Raw genomic sequence first — 16,974 nt, forward strand, 5'->3', positions numbered from 1 at the left:
AATTTGGTTTACAAGTCGATTATGTCCCCGGATGATTTAACCTTCGATCAACGCCATATCTGGCATCCTTACACGTCCATGACCTCTCCCCTCCCCGTTTACCCGGTGCACTCTGCGCAGGGCTGCGAACTGCAACTGGCCAGCGGCGAACGGCTGGTGGACGGTATGTCCTCCTGGTGGGCGGCGATCCACGGTTATGCTCACCCGGCGATAAGCGAGGCGATGAAAGCGCAAATCGACACGGTTTCCCACGTGATGTTTGGCGGAATCACTCATCAACCGGCGGTCGATTTGTGCCGCAAACTGGTGGCGATGACGCCGCAAGCGTTGGAGTGCGTGTTCCTGGCCGATTCCGGCTCGGTGGCAGTGGAAGTGGCAATGAAAATGGCGCTGCAATACTGGCAGGCAAAAGGCGAAGCGCGGCAGCGTTTTCTCACCTTCCGCAACGGCTACCACGGCGACACGTTCGGCGCGATGTCGGTATGCGATCCAGACAACTCCATGCACAGCTTGTGGAAGGGCTATTTGCCGGAAAACCTGTTTGCGCCCGCGCCGCAAAGCCGTTTCGACGGCGAATGGGACGAGCACGATATGGTGGCGTTCGCGCGCCTATTGGCGGCACATCGTCATGACATCGCGGCGGTGATCCTCGAACCTGTGGTGCAGGGCGCGGGCGGGATGCGCATTTATCACCCTGAGTGGCTCAAACGCATCCGCAAGATGTGCGATCGCGAAGGCATTTTGCTGATTGCCGATGAAATCGCCACCGGTTTTGGCCGTACCGGCAAACTCTTTGCCTGTGAACATGCGGGCATCACGCCGGATATTCTGTGCCTCGGCAAAGCGCTGACCGGCGGCACCATGACCCTTTCCGCCACGCTGACCACGCGCAACGTAGCGGAAACCATCAGCAACGGCGAAGCGGGCTGCTTTATGCACGGGCCTACCTTTATGGGTAACCCGCTGGCGTGCGCGGCGGCAACCGCCAGCCTGACGATTCTGGAAAGTGGCGACTGGCAAACGCAAGTCGCGGCCATTGAAGCCCAACTGAAAGCCGAACTGGCTCCGGCAAAGCAGGCGAACACCGTCGCCGATGTGCGTGTTCTCGGTGCTATTGGCGTGGTGGAAACCCGCGCGCCGGTCAACATGGCTGCCTTGCAGCGCTTCTTCGTCGAACAAGGCGTGTGGGTTCGCCCGTTTGGTCGCCTGATCTATTTGATGCCGCCGTATATCATCACCGCTGAGCAACTCTCGCGTCTAACGCGCGCCGTTAATGCCGCCGTACTGCGCCCTGAGCTGTTCGCCGACGAATAGCCGGGGATGCACTACACTTCCAGGGTTACTTACTGAGCAACCGGAGGACACATGGCAATTTTAATGGTACTGACCTCGCATGACACTCTCGGTGATACCGGCAAAAAAACCGGCTTCTGGCTGGAAGAGTTTGCCGCGCCCTGGTATGTCTTTCAGGACGCCGGGCTGGAGGTTGTGCTGGCCTCACCGGCGGGCGGACAGCCGCCGCTCGATCCCAAAAGCGATGAGCCAGACTCGCAAACCCAGGACACAGAACGCTTTCGTAAGGATGAAAAAGCCCAACAGGCGCTCGCCAATACGCTGCCCTTGAGCCGCATTTCCGCCAGCGATTACGATGCCGTTTTCTACCCCGGCGGACACGGCCCATTATGGGATCTGGCGGAAAACCCTATCTCCATCGCGCTGATTGAAAAATATTGGGCACAGGGCAAACCGGTCGCGGCGGTCTGCCACGCACCAGGCGTGCTGCGCCACACGCACAAACCGGACGGCTCGCCGCTGGTTCAAGGAAAACGCGTAACGGGTTTTACCAACACTGAAGAAGAGGCGGTTGGCTTAACGAAGGTGGTTCCGTTTTTAGTGGAAGATGCGTTAAAACAAGCAGGTGGGCAATTCGAACGTACCGATGATTGGGGCGTTTATGTGGTGACGGATGGGCATTTGGTGACCGGGCAAAACCCAGCCTCTTCCACCGCCGCCGCGCAAGAGTTGCTGAAATTACTGCATCGCTAATAAAAGGAGCACAAGTCAAATGAAGCTGGTCAGTCATGATTTACGCGACGGCGAGAAGTTGCCGCATCGCCATGTGTTCAACGGCATGGGCTATGACGGCGATAATATCTCCCCGCATCTGGCGTGGGACGAGGTGCCCGCCGGGACAAAAAGTTTTGTGGTGACCTGTTATGACCCGGACGCGCCGACCGGTTCCGGCTGGTGGCACTGGGTTGTGGCGAATCTCCCTGCCGACACGCGCGTACTGCCGCAGGGAGCCGGCTCCGGCCTCGCGGCGTTGCCGGATGGCGCAGTGCAAACGCGCACCGATTTCGGCAAAGCCGGTTATGGTGGCGCGGCACCGCCAAAAGGCGAAACACACCGTTATATCTTCACCGTTCACGCCCTTGATGTGGCGCATTTGGATGTCGATGAGAACGCCAGCGGCGCGATGGTCGGCTTTAATGTGCACTTCCATTCGCTTGCCAGCGCGTCTATCACCGCCCTTTTTAGCTAAAAACACGGGATTTACAGCCGATTGTACAAATCGGCTTCCCGTTTCGCTCAACTTAGTATAAAAAAGCAGGCTTTGAGCCATTCATTTCAACTTTGCATAGTCTGGAGCACCACTTGAACACATCATCGGTTTCCCGTCTGGCGCTGGCGCTCGCTTTTGGCGTGACACTGACCGCCTGTAGCTCAACCCCGCCGGCAGAACGTCCGTCTGAACAAACAGCACCGGGTACGTCTTCCCGCCCCATTCTTAGCGCGGGCGAAGCGAAAAACTTCGTAGCAGATCGTTATTTCACCTCCATGACACCGGACAGCCCGGCATGGAAACCTTACGCGATTCGTCTGCCGGAAAAAGCGGATTTCGTGGTTGGGCCAGCCGGTACGCCGGGCGTGACGCACACCACCATTCAGGCGGCGGTTGACGCGGCAATCAACAAACACGCCAGCGATCGTCAGTACATCGCGGTGATGCCGGGTGAATACGAAGGGACGGTTTACGTGCCTGCCGCGTCTGGCAGCGTGACCATCTATGGTACCGGCGAGAAAGCAGCGGATGTGAAAATTGGCCAGGCGATCGATTCCGAAATGGATCCGACAAGCTGGCGTCGCCTGGTGAATCCATCAGGCAAATACATGCCAGGCAAACCGGCGTGGTACATGTTCGATAACTGCCAGAGCAAACGCACGCCGACCGTGGGTGTGATGTGTTCCGCCGTGTTCTGGTCGCAGAACAACGGCCTGCAACTGCAAAACCTGACCATCCAGAACACACTGGGCGACAGTGTGGATGCCGGTAACCACCAGGCGGTGGCGCTGCGCAGCGATGGCGATAAAGTGCAGCTCAATAACGTGAATATTCTGGGTCGTCAGAATACGTTCTTCGTCACCAACAGCGGCGTGGATAACACCCTGCGTACCGATCGTCAGACCCGTACGCTGGTGACCAACAGCTACCTGGAAGGTGATGTGGATATCGTGGCCGGTCGCGGCGCGGTAGTGTTTGATAACACCGACTTCCGCGTGGTGAACTCCCGTACCCAGCAGGAAGGCTACGTGTTCGCACCGGCGACGCTGTCTAACCTTTATTACGGTTTCCTTGCCGTCAACAGCCGCTTTAACGCCTCTGGCGATGGCGTCGCGCAGTTGGGTCGTTCGCTGGATGTTGATGGCAACACCAACGGCCAGGTGGTGATTCGCGATAGCGTGATCAACGAAGGCTTTAACGTGGCGAAACCGTGGGCGGATGCGACTGTTTCCGGTCGTGCATACGCGGGTAACATCGGTACGGTGGATGATAAAGGCAACGTACAGCGCGAGCTGAACGATGCGCAGTTCAACCGCATGTGGGAATTCAACAACCGTGGCGTCGGTAGCCAGGTTGTGGCAGAGCCGAAGAAGTGATTCGGACGGAATAACAAAAAACCTCGCCGCGGCGAGGTTTTTTTATGCCCGGATTTCGTTAAATGCCGGTTGATGCTTTGATTGCCGGATGGCGGCTACCGCCTTATCCGGCCGACGAATTTTTGCAAGCTGGATAAACGCAGCGCCATCGCGCAATACACAGCATTAAAACGCGTTAACCACCACCCACATTGGCCCCTGGCCCACGGCGTAACGTCCTTTCTCGGTCAGCAGCCCCTGCGCGCCGGCGATTTCATACAGCGCAATGTGGTGAGATTTCTGCCCGGCGGCAATCAGGAATTTACCCCTGTTATCAATATTGAAGCCGCGCGGCTGGGTTTCCGTTGTCTGGAAACCTTCAACAGCCAGTACGCTGCCATCTTCCGACACGCTGAAAATGGTCAGCGTGCTGGAGGTGCGATCGCAGGTATATAAATGACGGCCATCCGGCGTGATATGAATGTCAGCGGCCCAGCGGGTACCGACAAAATCAGCAGGCATCATATCCAGCGTCTGCACACATTCAATCTTGCCGTGCGGATCGCTCAGTTGCCACACATCCACCGAACTGTTCAACTCGTTGACACAGTAGGCAAAACGCTGGTTCGGATGGAAGGCCATATGGCGTGGCCCGGCACCTTCAACGGTGGTGACTTCCGCTGGATCCTGCGCGGTCAGGTTGCCGTCGTCAGCCAGGGTGAAAAGGCAAATGCGATCCTGTTTCAGCGCCGGAACCCACAGCGTGCGGTTGTCCGGGGAGATATTGGAGGAGTGGCAGCCTTCCAGCCCTTCCACCACGTCCACGGTTTCGCCCGGAATGCCATCGTCGAGGCGGACAACGCTGACACTTCCGGCGTTGTAGGAGGCGCTAAACAGGAAACGGCCGCTGTGATCGGTAGAAATGTGCGTCGGGCTGCCCGGCAAGGGCGCTTCGGCGACATAGGTCAGCGCACCATCGTCAGGCGCGATACGGTAAGCGATAACGCGAAATTCAGGGCGAACACCCACGTAGAGGTAACGTTTATCCGGGCTGACGACCATCGGCTGCACCTGGCCGGGAACATCCACCACCTGCACGAGTGTCAGGGTACCTTCGGAATTGAGACGCCAGACGTGGATCTGCTGGCTTTCAGGGCTGGCGGTATAAACGGTTTGTTTCATGAACACTCCTTTCCTCTAAGTCTTCTCTGCATTAATTAACCAGGATAGCCGTTTTTTGCGGGTTGATGCTGAATTTAGCCGGCAGATTTTGCGCATCCAGCGACCCGGTGTACCATCCCCGGACATTTGCATTTCAACATCGACCACGGAATACGATATGACTTCACGCGTTATTGCACTGGATTTAGACGGTACTCTCCTCACCCCGAAAAAAACGCTTCTGCCCTCTTCCCTTGAAGCACTGGCTCGTGCCAAAGCCGCAGGGCATCAACTCATTATCGTGACCGGTCGGCATCATGTTGCCATTCATCCTTTTTATCAGGCACTGGCGCTGGATACACCTGCAATTTGTTGTAACGGCACTTATTTGTATGATTATCATGCAAAAAAAGTGCTATCCGCCGATTCGCTGCCAGTTTCGCAGGCAGAGCGTCTTATTGATTTGCTTGATGAGCACCAAGTTCACGGCTTGATGTATGTCGATAACGCCATGCTGTATGAAAAGCCAACCGGCCACGTGGAACGTACCAATAACTGGGCGCAATCTCTGCCGCCCGAGCAGCGCCCGGTTTTCCAACAGGTAGACTCCCTGCGCGCCGCCGCGAAAGAGGTCGACGCCATCTGGAAATTCGCCCTCACCGATGAAGACACGCAAAAACTGAACACATTCGCGAAGCATGTTGAACAGACGCTGGGGCTGGAGTGCGAATGGTCGTGGCACGATCAGGTGGATATCGCCCAGGCCGGTAACAGCAAAGGCAAACGTCTTAGCGAATGGGTGGCCTCGCAGGGGATGTCGATGCGGGATGTTGTCGCATTTGGCGATAATTATAACGATATCAGCATGCTGGAAGCGGCGGGTGTCGGTGTTGCGATGGGCAATGCCGATGACGCGGTCAAAGCCCATGCTAACGTGGTGATCGGGGATAACACCGCCGACAGCATCGCCGAGTTTATCTATAAAGAACTGCTGTAATCAGGCGGTAATCGACACGCTTTTTATCTGTGCGTACAGCCACTGACCGGGTTTCACGCTGAGTTCATCCCTGGCCCAGGGGCTGATACGCGCCCACAAGGTGCGGCTGCCGATTTCAAGTTGAACTTCTACCTGGCCGTCGACATCGAAACACTGCACCACTTTGGCGCGCAGGATATTACGAATACTGGTATTCATCGGCGGCTGTAGCACCAAAGAAACATCCGTTGCCTGAATGCGAATGCGCAGCGCGCTTTTTATTGGGCGATCGACTTTGTTCACCCAAATATGCTGATCGCCCAGCGCCAGCGCCGTCATCTCGTAGTGCGGATGATGTTCCAGCACGACCACTTTTAGCACGCTGCTCTGCTGTTCTGGCGGTAGCCACGGGTTCATCACGCTGCTGCCCCAGACATCTTCGAGGCTGCCAAAGGCTTTCACCTCGCCTGCTTCCAGCACCATCACTTTATCGGCCAGATGCAAAATCTCATCCAGCGAATGGCTGACATATAACATCGGAATATTAATTTCGCGCGCCAGACGTTGCAGATATGGCAACAATTCGCGCTTGCGGGGAATATCAAGCGAAGCCAATGGTTCGTCGAGCAGCATCAACTCCGGTGCGGTTAATAACGCGCGACCAATCGCTACACGCTGCTTCTCGCCACCGGAAAGGCCGCCGGGTAAGCGGTCGAGCAGTGGTTCAATGCCCAACAACGCCACCAGCTTGTCAAATTGCCCGGCCATTGATTTTGCCATGCCATAACGCAGGTTGCCGCGCACTTTGTAATGCGGAAACAGACGCGCGTCCTGGAAAACATAGCCGACGCGGCGTTTCTCGGGCGGTAAACAGATCTTGCGCTCGGTATCAAACAGCACGCGATCGTTGAGCACAATGCGCCCCTGTTGCGGGTGCGTCAGGCCGCCGATGGCGTTAATTAATGAGGTCTTCCCGGCACCGGAAACACCAAAAACAGCCGTAATACCGCTGGCAGGCAGCGTTTCGGCAACACGTAATTGATGGGTGCCCAGAGTCTGGGTGAAATTGAGTTCCAGCATGACTTATCTCCCTGTCCGTTCACGGCTAATACGCGCCAGCCATTCTGAAATCAGCAATGAAATAAGCGCCAGAACAATCGAGATAATGCACAAGCGCGCAGCGGCGCTTTCGCCACCCGGCATCTGAATCAGGGTGTACATCGCCGAAGGAATGGTGCGGGTTTCACCTGGAATATTCGAAACGAAGGTAATAGTCGCGCCGAACTCGCCGAGAGAACGCGCAAAAGCCAGCACCGTCCCGACGATAATGCCCGGTAAAGTTAGCGGTAATGTGATGGTCAGAAAAACGCGCCAGCGCCCGGCACCGAGCGTGCGGGCTGCCTGCTCAAGTTTGGTATCCACGCTTTCCAGCGCAAGGCGAATCGCGCGCACCATCAACGGAAAAGACATGACTGCCGCCGCCAACACCGCGCCGCGCCAGCTAAATGCGAAGGTGATACCAAACCAGTCATATAACCATTGGCCGATAAAACCGCGTCGGCCCATCGCAATCAGCAATAAGTAACCGACGACCACCGGCGGCAGCACCAACGGAAGATGCAGCACACTATCAAGGAGCGCTTTGCCCGGAAAGGTGCAGCGCACCAGCAACCAAGCAAAGAAGATCCCAAAGGGCAAACTGAATAATACCGCCAGGGAGGAGACTTTAAGGCTCAGCAGTACAGCCTGCCATTCGGGATCCGTCAATATCATTAGTGCGTTGTAAATCCGTAACGTTTAAAGATTTCAGAAGCCTGCGGGCCTTTCAGGTAATCATAAAACGCGGTAACCGTCGCGTTTTTATGTCCGTCAATAATAGCCAGCGGGTATTCCACTTTTTGATGTGAATCTTCCGGGAAAGTCCCGACCACTTTCACGCCTTTACTGGCAACCGCGTCGGAGCCGTAAACAATGCCTAACGGCGCTTCGCTGCGTTCCACCAGCGCCAGCGCGCCGCGAACATCTTCAGCCGGTGCCAGTTTCGGTGACAACGTTTCCCAGGCACCCAGTTTTTGCAACGCTTCTTTGGCATAAATACCGGCCGGAACGTGTTCCGGGTCGCCAACCGCCAGACGGCCATCTTTCAGCAGGCTGTTCCAGTTGGTTTTCGCATCAATGTTGATGTTGCCCTGCGCGCTGCTTTTCGGCGCAACAACCACCAGGCTGTTGCCAAGCAGCGTTTCGCGGGTCGCCGTGTCGATAGATTTTTTCTCTACCGCATAATCCATCCACTTCTGATCCGCAGAGATAAACAGATCCGCCGGTGCGCCAGCTTCAATCTGGCGGGCCAGCGTTGAAGAAGAGGCGAACGAGGAAACCACGTCGACATTTTTCTCTTTTTTATAGGCCGCCGCGATATCCTGCATCGCATTGGTCAATGATGCCGCTGCAAAAACGGTAATTTTTCCTTCTTCAGCCAGAGCGTGCCCGGCTACAGAAAGCGTTAATGTCGCCCCGGCAAAAAGGCGTAACCATGTACGTGCCATTTGTAACTCCTGTGAGTGTCGTTATATATATTGAAACATAACGATATTACCAGACTTTTTCTGTGGTTAGGTAATACCCATCAAGAATTAGAGATACATCTAATATATCGGCAGGAATTCATTAGATCTTGAATGGAAGAAAGACAAACGCCCACGAATGTGGGCGTTTTGGAAAGGATCAGCGCTGCTGGCTGTTACGGTTCCGGTGACCAATACCGGAAAACACGTTGAACACTTCACCCAGGCCATAAATCAGCCCGAGGATGATAGCCATTACCACGGGAACCATGATCACGGCAAAAACCAGGCTTTTCAACAACTCTAACATGGTCGTCTCCAGATTGTGTGAGGGGGGCATTCTAGCTTGAATGTTGTGAAAAACACTCGCCTTTTGTGCGATTGATTTCGCAGCTTTGCCATCATTATCACCCCCTGGCTAGGCTTGCTGGCGGTTTTCCTTCACAATAGTCCTTTTGCCAGGACATTGCGTAATGCAGGCTGAAATTCTCCTCACTCTCAAACTCCAGCAGCGCCTTTTCGCCGATCCCCGCCGTATCGCGCTGCTAAAACAGATCGCGCAGACCGGCTCCATTAGCCAAGGCGCGAAGAATGCGAGCATCAGTTATAAGAGCGCGTGGGACGCCATTAATGAGATGAATCAGCTCAGCGAACATACGCTGGTTGAACGCGCCACCGGCGGTAAAGGCGGCGGCGGCGCAAGGGTGACGCGTTATGGTCAACGGTTGATTCAGCTTTATGACTTGCTGGGTCAGATTCAGCAAAAAGCCTTTGATGTGCTGAGCGACGATGACGCCCTGCCGCTCGACAGCCTGCTGGCGGCGATCTCCCGCTTCTCTTTGCAAACCAGCGCCCGCAATCAGTGGTTCGGCACCATTACGTCGCGCGATCACGAGCAAGTGCAGCAACACGTTGAAGTGCTACTGGCGGATGGCGAAACCCGCTTCAAAGTGGCGATCACCGCGCAAAGCGCCGAACGCCTCGGTCTTGATGAAGGCAAAGAAGTGCTGGTGCTGCTGAAAGCGCCGTGGGTCAATATCACCCAGGATGCGCAGCAAGCCGCTAAGGCAGATAACCAACTTACCGGGAAAATCAGCCATATCGAGCGCGGCGAGCAGCAAAGCGAAGTGTTGATGACGCTGCCGGACGGCCAGGTGCTATGCGCGACGGTTCCCTCACAAGAAGTGGATAATTTGCAGGAACAGGGGGAAGTGACGGCATATTTTAATGCCGATCGCGTCATTCTCGCCACGTTATGCTAATCGCATTGACAAGCTAAACCATTGCAAGTATCCCTGAGTTTCTTTGCTGCAAAAAATGGGATATCTCATGTCGTCATTGCAAATTTCGCAAGGCACGTTTCGTCTTAGCGACACCCGTACACTGCATCTTGAACAGTTAACCCTGCAAGCAGGTGAAAGTTGGGCGTTTGTCGGTGTCAACGGAAGCGGAAAATCGGCGCTGGCTCGCGCATTAGCAGGTGAATTGACGTTACTCAATGGCGAGCGTCAGTGCCAGTTCACTCGCCTGACCCGCCTCTCTTTTGAGCAGTTACAAAAGCTGGTCAGCGAAGAGTGGCAGCGCAACAACACCGATATGCTCAGCCCCGGCGAAGAGGATACCGGTCGCACCACCGCCGACATCATCCAGGATGAGGTCAAAGATGCGCAGCGTTGCGCAGAACTCGCCGCACAGTTTGGCATTACTCATCTGCTTGAACGGCGCTTCAAATACCTTTCTACCGGCGAAACCCGCAAAACACTGCTCTGCCAGGCATTGATGTCCGAGCCGGAACTGCTGATCCTCGACGAACCGTTTGACGGGCTGGATGTGAACTCTCGCCAGCAGTTAGCCGATCTTCTCGCACGCTTAAACGCCGAAGGCTACACCGTTGTGCTGGTGCTTAACCGCTTCGATGAAATCCCGGATTTTGTGCAGAACGCAGGTGTGCTGGTGGATTGCACCCTGACAGAAACCGGCGAAAAATCAGCCCTTTTGCAACAGGCATTGATTGCGCAACTGGCGCACAGCGAGAAACTGGCCGGGATCGCGCTACCGGAACCGGATGCCGCGCCCGCCCGCGAAACGCTGGATGCCGCCGCCCCGCTGATTGTGCTAAACGACGGCGTGGTTTCCTATAACGACAAGCCGATCATTAATCATCTTTCATGGACGGTGAAACCGGGCGAACACTGGCAAATCACCGGGCCGAATGGTGCTGGCAAATCAACACTTTTAAGCCTGATAACCGGCGATCATCCGCAAGGTTACAGCAATGACCTGACGCTGTTTGGCCGACGCCGCGGCAGCGGTGAAACCATCTGGGATATCAAAAAACATATTGGTTATGTCAGCAGCAGCCTGCATCTGGACTATCGCGTGAGCACCAATGTGCGCAATGTGATCCTGTCCGGTTATTTCGATTCCATTGGCATTTATCAGGCCGTGTCGGATAAGCAACACAAACTGGCGCAGCGCTGGCTGGAGATTTTAGGCTTTGACGCACGCACCGCCGACGCGCCGTTCCACAGCCTTTCGTGGGGCCAGCAGCGCTTAGCATTGATTGTTCGCGCGCTGGTCAAACACCCAACACTGCTGATTCTTGATGAGCCACTGCAAGGTTTGGATCCGCTGAACAGGCAATTGATTCGCCGCTTTATTGATGTGCTGATTAATGAAGGGGAAACCCAGCTATTATTTGTATCCCACCATGCGACAGATGCGCCGTCGTGCATTACTCACCGGCTTGAATTTGTCCCGCAGGATGACGGCTATCGCTATCAACTTGGTGCAACGACTAAGTAACCGCTTTGTTCTGGCGAACATCTGGAATATAGCTTTTTGTCCTGTGCGCTGATTGCCTGACTCTCCCTGATGACTTATAACCTCCCCTGTGCGTTGTCCGGCTTTGGCCGGCAGCGCCTGCGTTGTTGTACAGCAACCGCGACATTTTAGGACGAATCAAACTCGCCGGACGAACCCTGTTATCACGCGGCTTTTCCGGCGTTTACACGACAAACCGGACGGCAGAGAAATCAGTGTAAACGATTCCACTATTTTATCCCATGTCACACTTTTTACCTCTCTGTTATGCTAAGGTTAATTCATATCAAATGCTTGATGGAGTCAAATATGCGAGTTCTGGTTACAGGTGGTAGCGGTTACATAGGAAGTCATACCTGCGTCCAACTGCTGCAAAACGGCCATGACGTTATCATCCTCGACAACCTCTGCAACAGTAAGCGCAGCGTGCTGAATCAAATTGAACGCTTTGGCGGCAAAAGCGCGCTGTTTGTTGAAGGCGATATCCGCGACGAAGCGCTGCTGGCGGAGATCCTGCACGATCACGCCATCGAAGCGGTTATCCATTTCGCCGGGTTGAAAGCCGTTGGCGAATCCGTCGCCAAGCCGCTGGAATATTACGATAACAACGTCAACGGTACGCTGCGCCTGATTAACGCCATGCGCGCCGCCAATGTTAAAAACTTCATTTTCAGCTCCTCGGCCACCGTTTACGGCGATCAGCCGAAAATCCCTTATGTCGAAAGCTTCCCGACCGGCACCCCGCAAAGCCCGTACGGTAAAAGCAAACTGATGGTTGAACAGATCCTCACCGACCTGCAAAAAGCGCAGCCAGAGTGGAGCATCGCATTGCTGCGCTATTTCAACCCGGTTGGCGCACATCCGTCAGGCGAAATGGGTGAAGATCCACAAGGCATTCCGAACAATTTGATGCCGTACATTGCCCAAGTCGCCGTGGGTCGTCGCGATTCGCTGGCGATATTCGGCAGCGATTACCCCACCCCGGACGGCACTGGCGTGCGCGATTACATCCATGTGATGGATCTGGCCGACGGTCACGTCGCCGCCATGCAGCAACTGGCGGGCAAACCGGGCGTGCATATTTACAACCTCGGCGCCGGTGTCGGCAGCAGCGTGCTGGATGTGGTTAACGCCTTCAGCAAAGCCTGCGGCAAACCGGTGGCGTGGCACTACGCACCGCGTCGCGAAGGCGACCTCCCGGCCTACTGGGCCGATGCAACGAAAGCGGATAAAGAGCTGAACTGGCGCGTTACCCGCACGCTTGATGAAATGGCAGAAGATACCTGGCGCTGGCAGTCCCGCCACCCGCAGGGCTATCCCGATTGAAGGAAGGGCAATGACGCAATTTAACCCGGTCGATCACCCGCATCGCCGTTATAACCCGCTTGCTGATCAGTGGATTTTGGTTTCGCCGCATCGTGCTAAGCGCCCCTGGCAGGGGGCGCAAGAGACACCAGCCAGGCAGACGCTGCCTGCGCATGACCCGGACTGTTTCCTCTGTCCGGGGAATACGCGTGTTACCGGCGATAAAAACCCGGATTACACCAGCACGTATGTGTTTACCAATGACTTCGCCGCGCTGATGACCGACACGCCAGACGCGCCAGAAAGCCATGATCCGCTGATGCGCAGCCAGAGCGCGCGCGGCACCAGCCGCGTAATCTGCTTCTCGCCGGATCACAGCAAAACGCTGCCGGAACTGAGCGTCAGCGCGCTGGAAGAGGTGGTGAAAACCTGGCAACAACAAACGGCTGAACTGGGCGAAACCTACCCGTGGGTGCAGGTCTTTGAGAACAAAGGCGCGGCGATGGGCTGCTCCAACCCACATCCGCATGGTCAGGTGTGGGCAAACAGTTTTCTGCCCAACGAAGCGGAGCGCGAAGACCGCTTACAGAAAGCCTACTTTGCTGAACAACGCTCGCCGATGCTGGTGGATTACGCCCAGCGCGAATTAAAAGATGGCAGCCGGACGGTGGTGGAAACGGAACACTGGCTGGCGGTGGTGCCGTACTGGGCCGCCTGGCCGTTCGAAACCTTGCTGCTGCCGAAAGCGCATATACAACGCATCACCGATTTAAGCGATGCACAGCGCAGCGATTTGGCGCTGGCATTGAAAAAGTTGACCAGCCGCTATGACAACCTGTTCCAGTGCTCTTTCCCCTACTCCATGGGCTGGCACGGCGCGCCGTTTAATGGCGAAGATAACGCGCACTGGCAGTTGCATGCGCATTTTTACCCGCCGCTGCTGCGTTCCGCCACGGTACGTAAATTTATGGTTGGTTATGAAATGCTTGCCGAAACCCAGCGCGATTTAACGGCAGAACAAGCCGCTGAACGTCTGCGTGCGGTCAGCGACATCCATTTTCGCGAATCCGGAGAATAACAATGAGTCTGAAAGAGAACACACAGTCCCTGTTTGCTGAAAAATTCGGCTACCCTGCCACCCACACAATTCAGGCTCCGGGCCGCGTAAACCTGATCGGCGAACATACCGACTATAACGACGGTTTTGTGCTGCCTTGCGCCATTGATTACCAAACCGTCATTAGCTGCGCGCCGCGTACCGATCGCCAGGTGCGGGTGATTGCCGCCGATTATGACAATCAGATCGACGAATTTTCCCTCGATGCGCCAATCGTCACGCACGACAGCCAGCAATGGTCCAACTATGTTCGCGGCGTGGTGAAACATCTGCAAAAACGCAATGCGAACTTTGGCGGCGCGGATTTAGTGATCAGCGGCAATGTGCCGCAAGGCGCTGGCCTGAGTTCTTCTGCTTCGCTGGAAGTGGCGGTCGGTACTGTTTTCCAGCAGCTTTACCATTTGCCGCTGGACGGCGCGCAAATCGCCCTTAACGGCCAGGAAGCAGAAAACCAGTTTGTTGGCTGTAACTGCGGCATTATGGATCAGCTGATTTCCGCGCTCGGCAAAAAGGGCAGCGCGCTGCTGATCGACTGCCGCTCGCTCGGCACCAAACCCGTTTCCATGCCGGCGGGCGTGGCAATCGTCATCATCAATAGCAATTTCAAACGCACGCTGGTGGGCAGCGAATACAACACCCGCCGTCAGCAGTGCGAAACCGGCGCGCGCTTCTTCCAGCAAAAAGCGCTGCGTGATGTGAGCATTGATCAGTTCAATGCCGTTGCGCACGAGCTGGATCCGCTGGTGGCGAAACGCGTTCGCCATGTATTGAGTGAAAACGCCCGCACGGTGGAAGCGGCGAGCGCGCTGGAGAAAGGCGATCTGCAACGTATGGGCGTGTTAATGGCGGAATCTCATGCCTCTATGCGCGATGATTTCGAAATTACCGTACCGCAAATCGATACCCTGGTTGAGATCGTCAAAGGGGTTATCGGCGATAAAGGCGGTGTACGCATGACCGGCGGCGGCTTTGGCGGCTGTATTGTCGCGCTGATGCCGGAAGCGCTGGTGCCCGCCGTGAAACAGGCGGTGGAAAAACAGTACGAAGCGAAAACCGGCATTAAAGAAACCTTCTATGTATGCAAACCTTCACAGGGAGCGGGACAGTGCTAAGTGAAACCTCTGTGGCAGCCCCCGATGGCTTGCCTGTTCGTCTCATCACGCTGCGTAACAGCGGCGGAATGGTGGTGACGCTGATGGATTGGGGCGCGACGCTACTTTCTGCGCGCGTGCCGTTAAAAGATGGATCCGTGCGTGAAGCGCTGCTCGGCTGCGCCACGCCGGAACATTATTGGGAGCAAAATGCGTTTCTCGGCGCATCGATTGGTCGCTATGCTAACCGTATCGCAAAGAGCCGTTTTAAGATTGGCGAGCAGGAATATGCCCTGACGCCAAGCCAGGGTGAAAACCAGTTACATGGCGGGCCCGAAGGCTTTGATAAACGCCGCTGGTGCATTGAACGGCAAAACGACAGCGAAGTGCTTTTCTCGCTGAGTTCGCCGGACGGCGATCAGGGTTTTCCCGGCAATGTGAATGCCAGCGCGTATTTCCGCCTCGGTGAAGATAACCGCCTGGCGATCGAATATCGGGCGACGACCGATCAGCCGTGTCCGGTGAACTTGACCAACCACGCTTACTTTAACCTCGACGGTGAGCAGTCCGACGTGCGCAGCCATACGCTGCAACTGTTGGCAGATGAGTATCTGCCTGTCGATGAGATGGGGATCCCTACTGGCGGTCTGAAAAGAGTGGCACTCACCAGTTTTGATTTCCGGACGCCAAAAACCGTGGCGGAAGAGTTCCTCATCGATGAGGATCAGCGTGCGGTGAAAGGTTACGACCATGCGTTTTTATTGCAGGCCAAAGGCGATGCCAGCCTGCCTGCCGCGCAATTGTGGTCTGCGGATAATCAGTTGCAGATGACGGTCTACACCAGTGCTCCGGCGTTGCAGTTCTATTCCGGTAATTATCTGGATGGCACACCGGCGCGCGGCGGCAAAGTTTACAGCGCCTGGCAGGGTCTGGCGCTGGAGAGCGAGTTTTTGCCCGACAGCCCAAACCGCCCGGATTACCCGCAACCCGACTGCATTTTGCAGCCCGGCGACGAGTATGTCAGCCTGACGGAATATCTCTTCACCGCGTGGTAATCCCCCGCCCTCCAACTGGAGGGCTTTTTTTCCGCTTTTTGCTGAAATATGCGCCAGTTATTGACGATTAATAACCTCTTGTTCACAAGCACCTTACACTCAGCGGCTATTTTCGCTATGGTTAAGGGTATTCGTTGCCGGGGCTTTCACTCTGGCAATATAATGAGAATTGTTATCATTCAATCAGGCTCACAGGAGTAAGTGTATGGCTGTTACTAAGCTGGTTCTGGTTCGTCACGGCGAAAGCCAGTGGAACAATGAAAACCGCTTCACCGGTTGGTACGACGTTGATCTGTCCGAGAAAGGCGTTGGCGAAGCGAAAGCAGCAGGCAAGCTGCTGAAAGATGAAGGCTACACGTTTGATTTCGCTTATACCTCTGTGCTGAAACGTGCCATCCATACGCTCTGGAATGTTCTGGACGAACTGGATCAGGCATGGTTGCCGGTAGAGAAAAGCTGGAAACTGAACGAACGTCACTACGGTGCGCTGCAAGGTCTGAACAAAGCAGAAACCGCTGAAAAATACGGTGACGAACAAGTGAAACAGTGGCGTCGCGGCTTTGCGGTGACCCCGCCGGCACTGACCAAAGATGACGAACGTTTCCCGGGCCACGATCCGCGTTACGCGAAACTGACCGAAGCGGAACTGCCGCAGACGGAAAGCCTGGCGCTGACTATCGATCGCGTTATTCCTTACTGGAACGAAACCATTCTGCCGCGCCTGAAAAGCGGTGAGCGCGTGATCATCGCCGCACACGGTAACTCCCTGCGCGCGCTGGTGAAATTCCTCGACAATATGGGCGAAGATGAAATTCTCGAACTGAATATCCCGACTGGCGTGCCGCTGGTTTATGAGTTCGATGAAAACTTCAAACCGCTGAAACACTACTACCTGGGTAACGCGGAAGAGATCGCCGCGAAAGCGGCTGCGGTAGCGAACCAGGGTAAAGCGAAGTAATAAAAA

At 55.4% G+C, this 16,974-nt stretch carries 17 protein-coding genes; 12 read left to right on the top strand and 5 right to left on the bottom strand.

Annotated elements, in window-relative coordinates:
• Nucleotides 1–21: 21 nt before the first annotated feature.
• The 4 genes from bioA to AAEY27_RS15070 all read left to right on the top strand — a co-directional run bounded on the left by bioA (nt 22) and on the right by AAEY27_RS15070 (nt 3,939).
• Nucleotides 22–1,314, top strand: a complete 1,293-nt coding sequence (gene bioA / locus AAEY27_RS15055; protein WP_342321486.1) for an adenosylmethionine--8-amino-7-oxononanoate transaminase — start codon at nt 22–24, stop codon at nt 1,312–1,314.
• 51 nt (nt 1,315–1,365) lie between these two features.
• Nucleotides 1,366–2,046 carry a type 1 glutamine amidotransferase domain-containing protein gene (locus AAEY27_RS15060; RefSeq protein WP_342321487.1) on the top strand — a complete coding sequence of 227 codons (681 nt, stop codon included), beginning with the start codon at nt 1,366–1,368 and terminating at the stop codon, nt 2,044–2,046.
• A gap of 19 nt (nt 2,047–2,065) precedes the next feature.
• Nucleotides 2,066–2,542, top strand: coding sequence for a kinase inhibitor (locus tag AAEY27_RS15065; protein ID WP_342321489.1), 477 nt, complete (start codon nt 2,066–2,068; stop codon nt 2,540–2,542).
• Nucleotides 2,543–2,655: 113 nt separating this feature from the next.
• Entirely contained in the window at nt 2,656–3,939 is a 1,284-nt protein-coding gene (locus AAEY27_RS15070; RefSeq protein ID WP_342321491.1) for a putative acyl-CoA thioester hydrolase, read from the top strand.
• A 165-nt stretch (nt 3,940–4,104) separates the two neighbouring features.
• On the opposite strand, the gene pgl is transcribed toward AAEY27_RS15070, so the two are convergent.
• Nucleotides 4,105–5,100: a 6-phosphogluconolactonase gene (gene pgl / locus AAEY27_RS15075; protein WP_342321492.1), complete on the bottom strand. Its 996-nt coding sequence runs from the start codon at nt 5,098–5,100 to the stop codon at nt 4,105–4,107.
• Between the two features lie 157 nt (nt 5,101–5,257).
• Between pgl and AAEY27_RS15080 the strand changes: the two genes are divergently transcribed.
• Complete coding sequence (locus tag AAEY27_RS15080) at nt 5,258–6,076, top strand: pyridoxal phosphatase (RefSeq protein ID WP_342321493.1); 819 nt, start codon at nt 5,258–5,260, stop codon at nt 6,074–6,076.
• Here the strand turns inward: AAEY27_RS15080 and modC are convergent, their stop codons facing one another.
• From modC to AAEY27_RS15100, 4 genes are all read right to left on the bottom strand, one after another.
• A complete protein-coding gene (gene modC / locus AAEY27_RS15085) occupies nt 6,077–7,135 on the bottom strand; it encodes a molybdenum ABC transporter ATP-binding protein ModC (RefSeq protein WP_342321495.1) in 1,059 nt (352 codons plus the stop codon).
• Nucleotides 7,136–7,138: 3 nt separating this feature from the next.
• A complete protein-coding gene (gene modB / locus AAEY27_RS15090; protein WP_342321496.1) occupies nt 7,139–7,828 on the bottom strand; it encodes a molybdate ABC transporter permease subunit in 690 nt (229 codons plus the stop codon).
• Nucleotides 7,828–8,601 (bottom strand): molybdate ABC transporter substrate-binding protein, encoded by a 774-nt coding sequence (gene modA / locus AAEY27_RS15095; protein ID WP_342321497.1) that lies wholly within the window; start codon nt 8,599–8,601, stop codon nt 7,828–7,830. Before modA ends, modB begins: the two co-directional genes overlap by 1 nt.
• Before the next feature lie 178 nt (nt 8,602–8,779).
• Nucleotides 8,780–8,929 (bottom strand): AcrZ family multidrug efflux pump-associated protein, encoded by a 150-nt coding sequence (locus AAEY27_RS15100; RefSeq protein ID WP_342321498.1) that lies wholly within the window; start codon nt 8,927–8,929, stop codon nt 8,780–8,782.
• A 163-nt stretch (nt 8,930–9,092) separates the two neighbouring features.
• Between AAEY27_RS15100 and modE the strand changes: the two genes are divergently transcribed.
• From modE to gpmA, 7 genes are all read left to right on the top strand, one after another.
• Complete coding sequence (gene modE, locus AAEY27_RS15105; RefSeq protein WP_342321499.1) at nt 9,093–9,881, top strand: molybdenum-dependent transcriptional regulator; 789 nt, start codon at nt 9,093–9,095, stop codon at nt 9,879–9,881.
• Nucleotides 9,882–9,948: 67 nt separating this feature from the next.
• Nucleotides 9,949–11,424, top strand: coding sequence for a molybdate ABC transporter ATP-binding protein ModF (modF, locus tag AAEY27_RS15110; protein ID WP_342321500.1), 1,476 nt, complete (start codon nt 9,949–9,951; stop codon nt 11,422–11,424).
• A 327-nt stretch (nt 11,425–11,751) separates the two neighbouring features.
• Nucleotides 11,752–12,768 (top strand): UDP-glucose 4-epimerase GalE, encoded by a 1,017-nt coding sequence (gene galE, locus AAEY27_RS15115; RefSeq protein WP_342321501.1) that lies wholly within the window; start codon nt 11,752–11,754, stop codon nt 12,766–12,768.
• A 10-nt stretch (nt 12,769–12,778) separates the two neighbouring features.
• Nucleotides 12,779–13,825: a galactose-1-phosphate uridylyltransferase gene (galT, locus tag AAEY27_RS15120; protein ID WP_342321502.1), complete on the top strand. Its 1,047-nt coding sequence runs from the start codon at nt 12,779–12,781 to the stop codon at nt 13,823–13,825.
• A 2-nt stretch (nt 13,826–13,827) separates the two neighbouring features.
• Nucleotides 13,828–14,976 (top strand): galactokinase, encoded by a 1,149-nt coding sequence (gene galK / locus AAEY27_RS15125; protein ID WP_342321503.1) that lies wholly within the window; start codon nt 13,828–13,830, stop codon nt 14,974–14,976.
• Entirely contained in the window at nt 14,970–16,010 is a 1,041-nt protein-coding gene (gene galM / locus AAEY27_RS15130) for a galactose-1-epimerase (protein ID WP_342321504.1), read from the top strand. Before galK ends, galM begins: the two co-directional genes overlap by 7 nt.
• A 205-nt stretch (nt 16,011–16,215) precedes the next feature.
• The gene (gene gpmA, locus AAEY27_RS15135) at nt 16,216–16,968 is read left to right on the top strand and encodes a 2,3-diphosphoglycerate-dependent phosphoglycerate mutase (protein ID WP_342321506.1); all 753 of its coding nucleotides are present in this window, start codon (nt 16,216–16,218) and stop codon (nt 16,966–16,968) included.
• Nucleotides 16,969–16,974 lie beyond the last annotated feature (6 nt).

This window comes from Kosakonia sp. BYX6, assembly GCF_038449125.1.
Taxonomy (GTDB): Bacteria; Pseudomonadota; Gammaproteobacteria; order Enterobacterales; family Enterobacteriaceae; genus Kosakonia; species Kosakonia calanthes.

Bases quoted from the DNA above. Each gene is read 5' to 3' on its own strand.
- modF (WP_342321500.1), top strand. From the start codon at position 9,949: ATGTCGTCATTGCAAATTTCGCAAGGCACGTTTCGTCTTAGCGACACC.
- modE (WP_342321499.1), top strand. From the start codon at position 9,093: ATGCAGGCTGAAATTCTCCTCACTCTCAAACTCCAGCAGCGCCTTTTC.
- galT (WP_342321502.1), top strand. From the start codon at position 12,779: ATGACGCAATTTAACCCGGTCGATCACCCGCATCGCCGTTATAACCCG.
- AAEY27_RS15065 (WP_342321489.1), top strand. From the start codon at position 2,066: ATGAAGCTGGTCAGTCATGATTTACGCGACGGCGAGAAGTTGCCGCAT.
- pgl (WP_342321492.1), bottom strand. From the start codon at position 5,100: ATGAAACAAACCGTTTATACCGCCAGCCCTGAAAGCCAGCAGATCCAC.
- gpmA (WP_342321506.1), top strand. From the start codon at position 16,216: ATGGCTGTTACTAAGCTGGTTCTGGTTCGTCACGGCGAAAGCCAGTGG.
- galE (WP_342321501.1), top strand. From the start codon at position 11,752: ATGCGAGTTCTGGTTACAGGTGGTAGCGGTTACATAGGAAGTCATACC.
- bioA (WP_342321486.1), top strand. From the start codon at position 22: ATGTCCCCGGATGATTTAACCTTCGATCAACGCCATATCTGGCATCCT.
- modB (WP_342321496.1), bottom strand. From the start codon at position 7,828: ATGATATTGACGGATCCCGAATGGCAGGCTGTACTGCTGAGCCTTAAA.
- galK (WP_342321503.1), top strand. From the start codon at position 13,828: ATGAGTCTGAAAGAGAACACACAGTCCCTGTTTGCTGAAAAATTCGGC.
- modA (WP_342321497.1), bottom strand. From the start codon at position 8,601: ATGGCACGTACATGGTTACGCCTTTTTGCCGGGGCGACATTAACGCTT.
- AAEY27_RS15100 (WP_342321498.1), bottom strand. From the start codon at position 8,929: ATGTTAGAGTTGTTGAAAAGCCTGGTTTTTGCCGTGATCATGGTTCCC.
- AAEY27_RS15080 (WP_342321493.1), top strand. From the start codon at position 5,258: ATGACTTCACGCGTTATTGCACTGGATTTAGACGGTACTCTCCTCACC.
- modC (WP_342321495.1), bottom strand. From the start codon at position 7,135: ATGCTGGAACTCAATTTCACCCAGACTCTGGGCACCCATCAATTACGT.
- AAEY27_RS15060 (WP_342321487.1), top strand. From the start codon at position 1,366: ATGGCAATTTTAATGGTACTGACCTCGCATGACACTCTCGGTGATACC.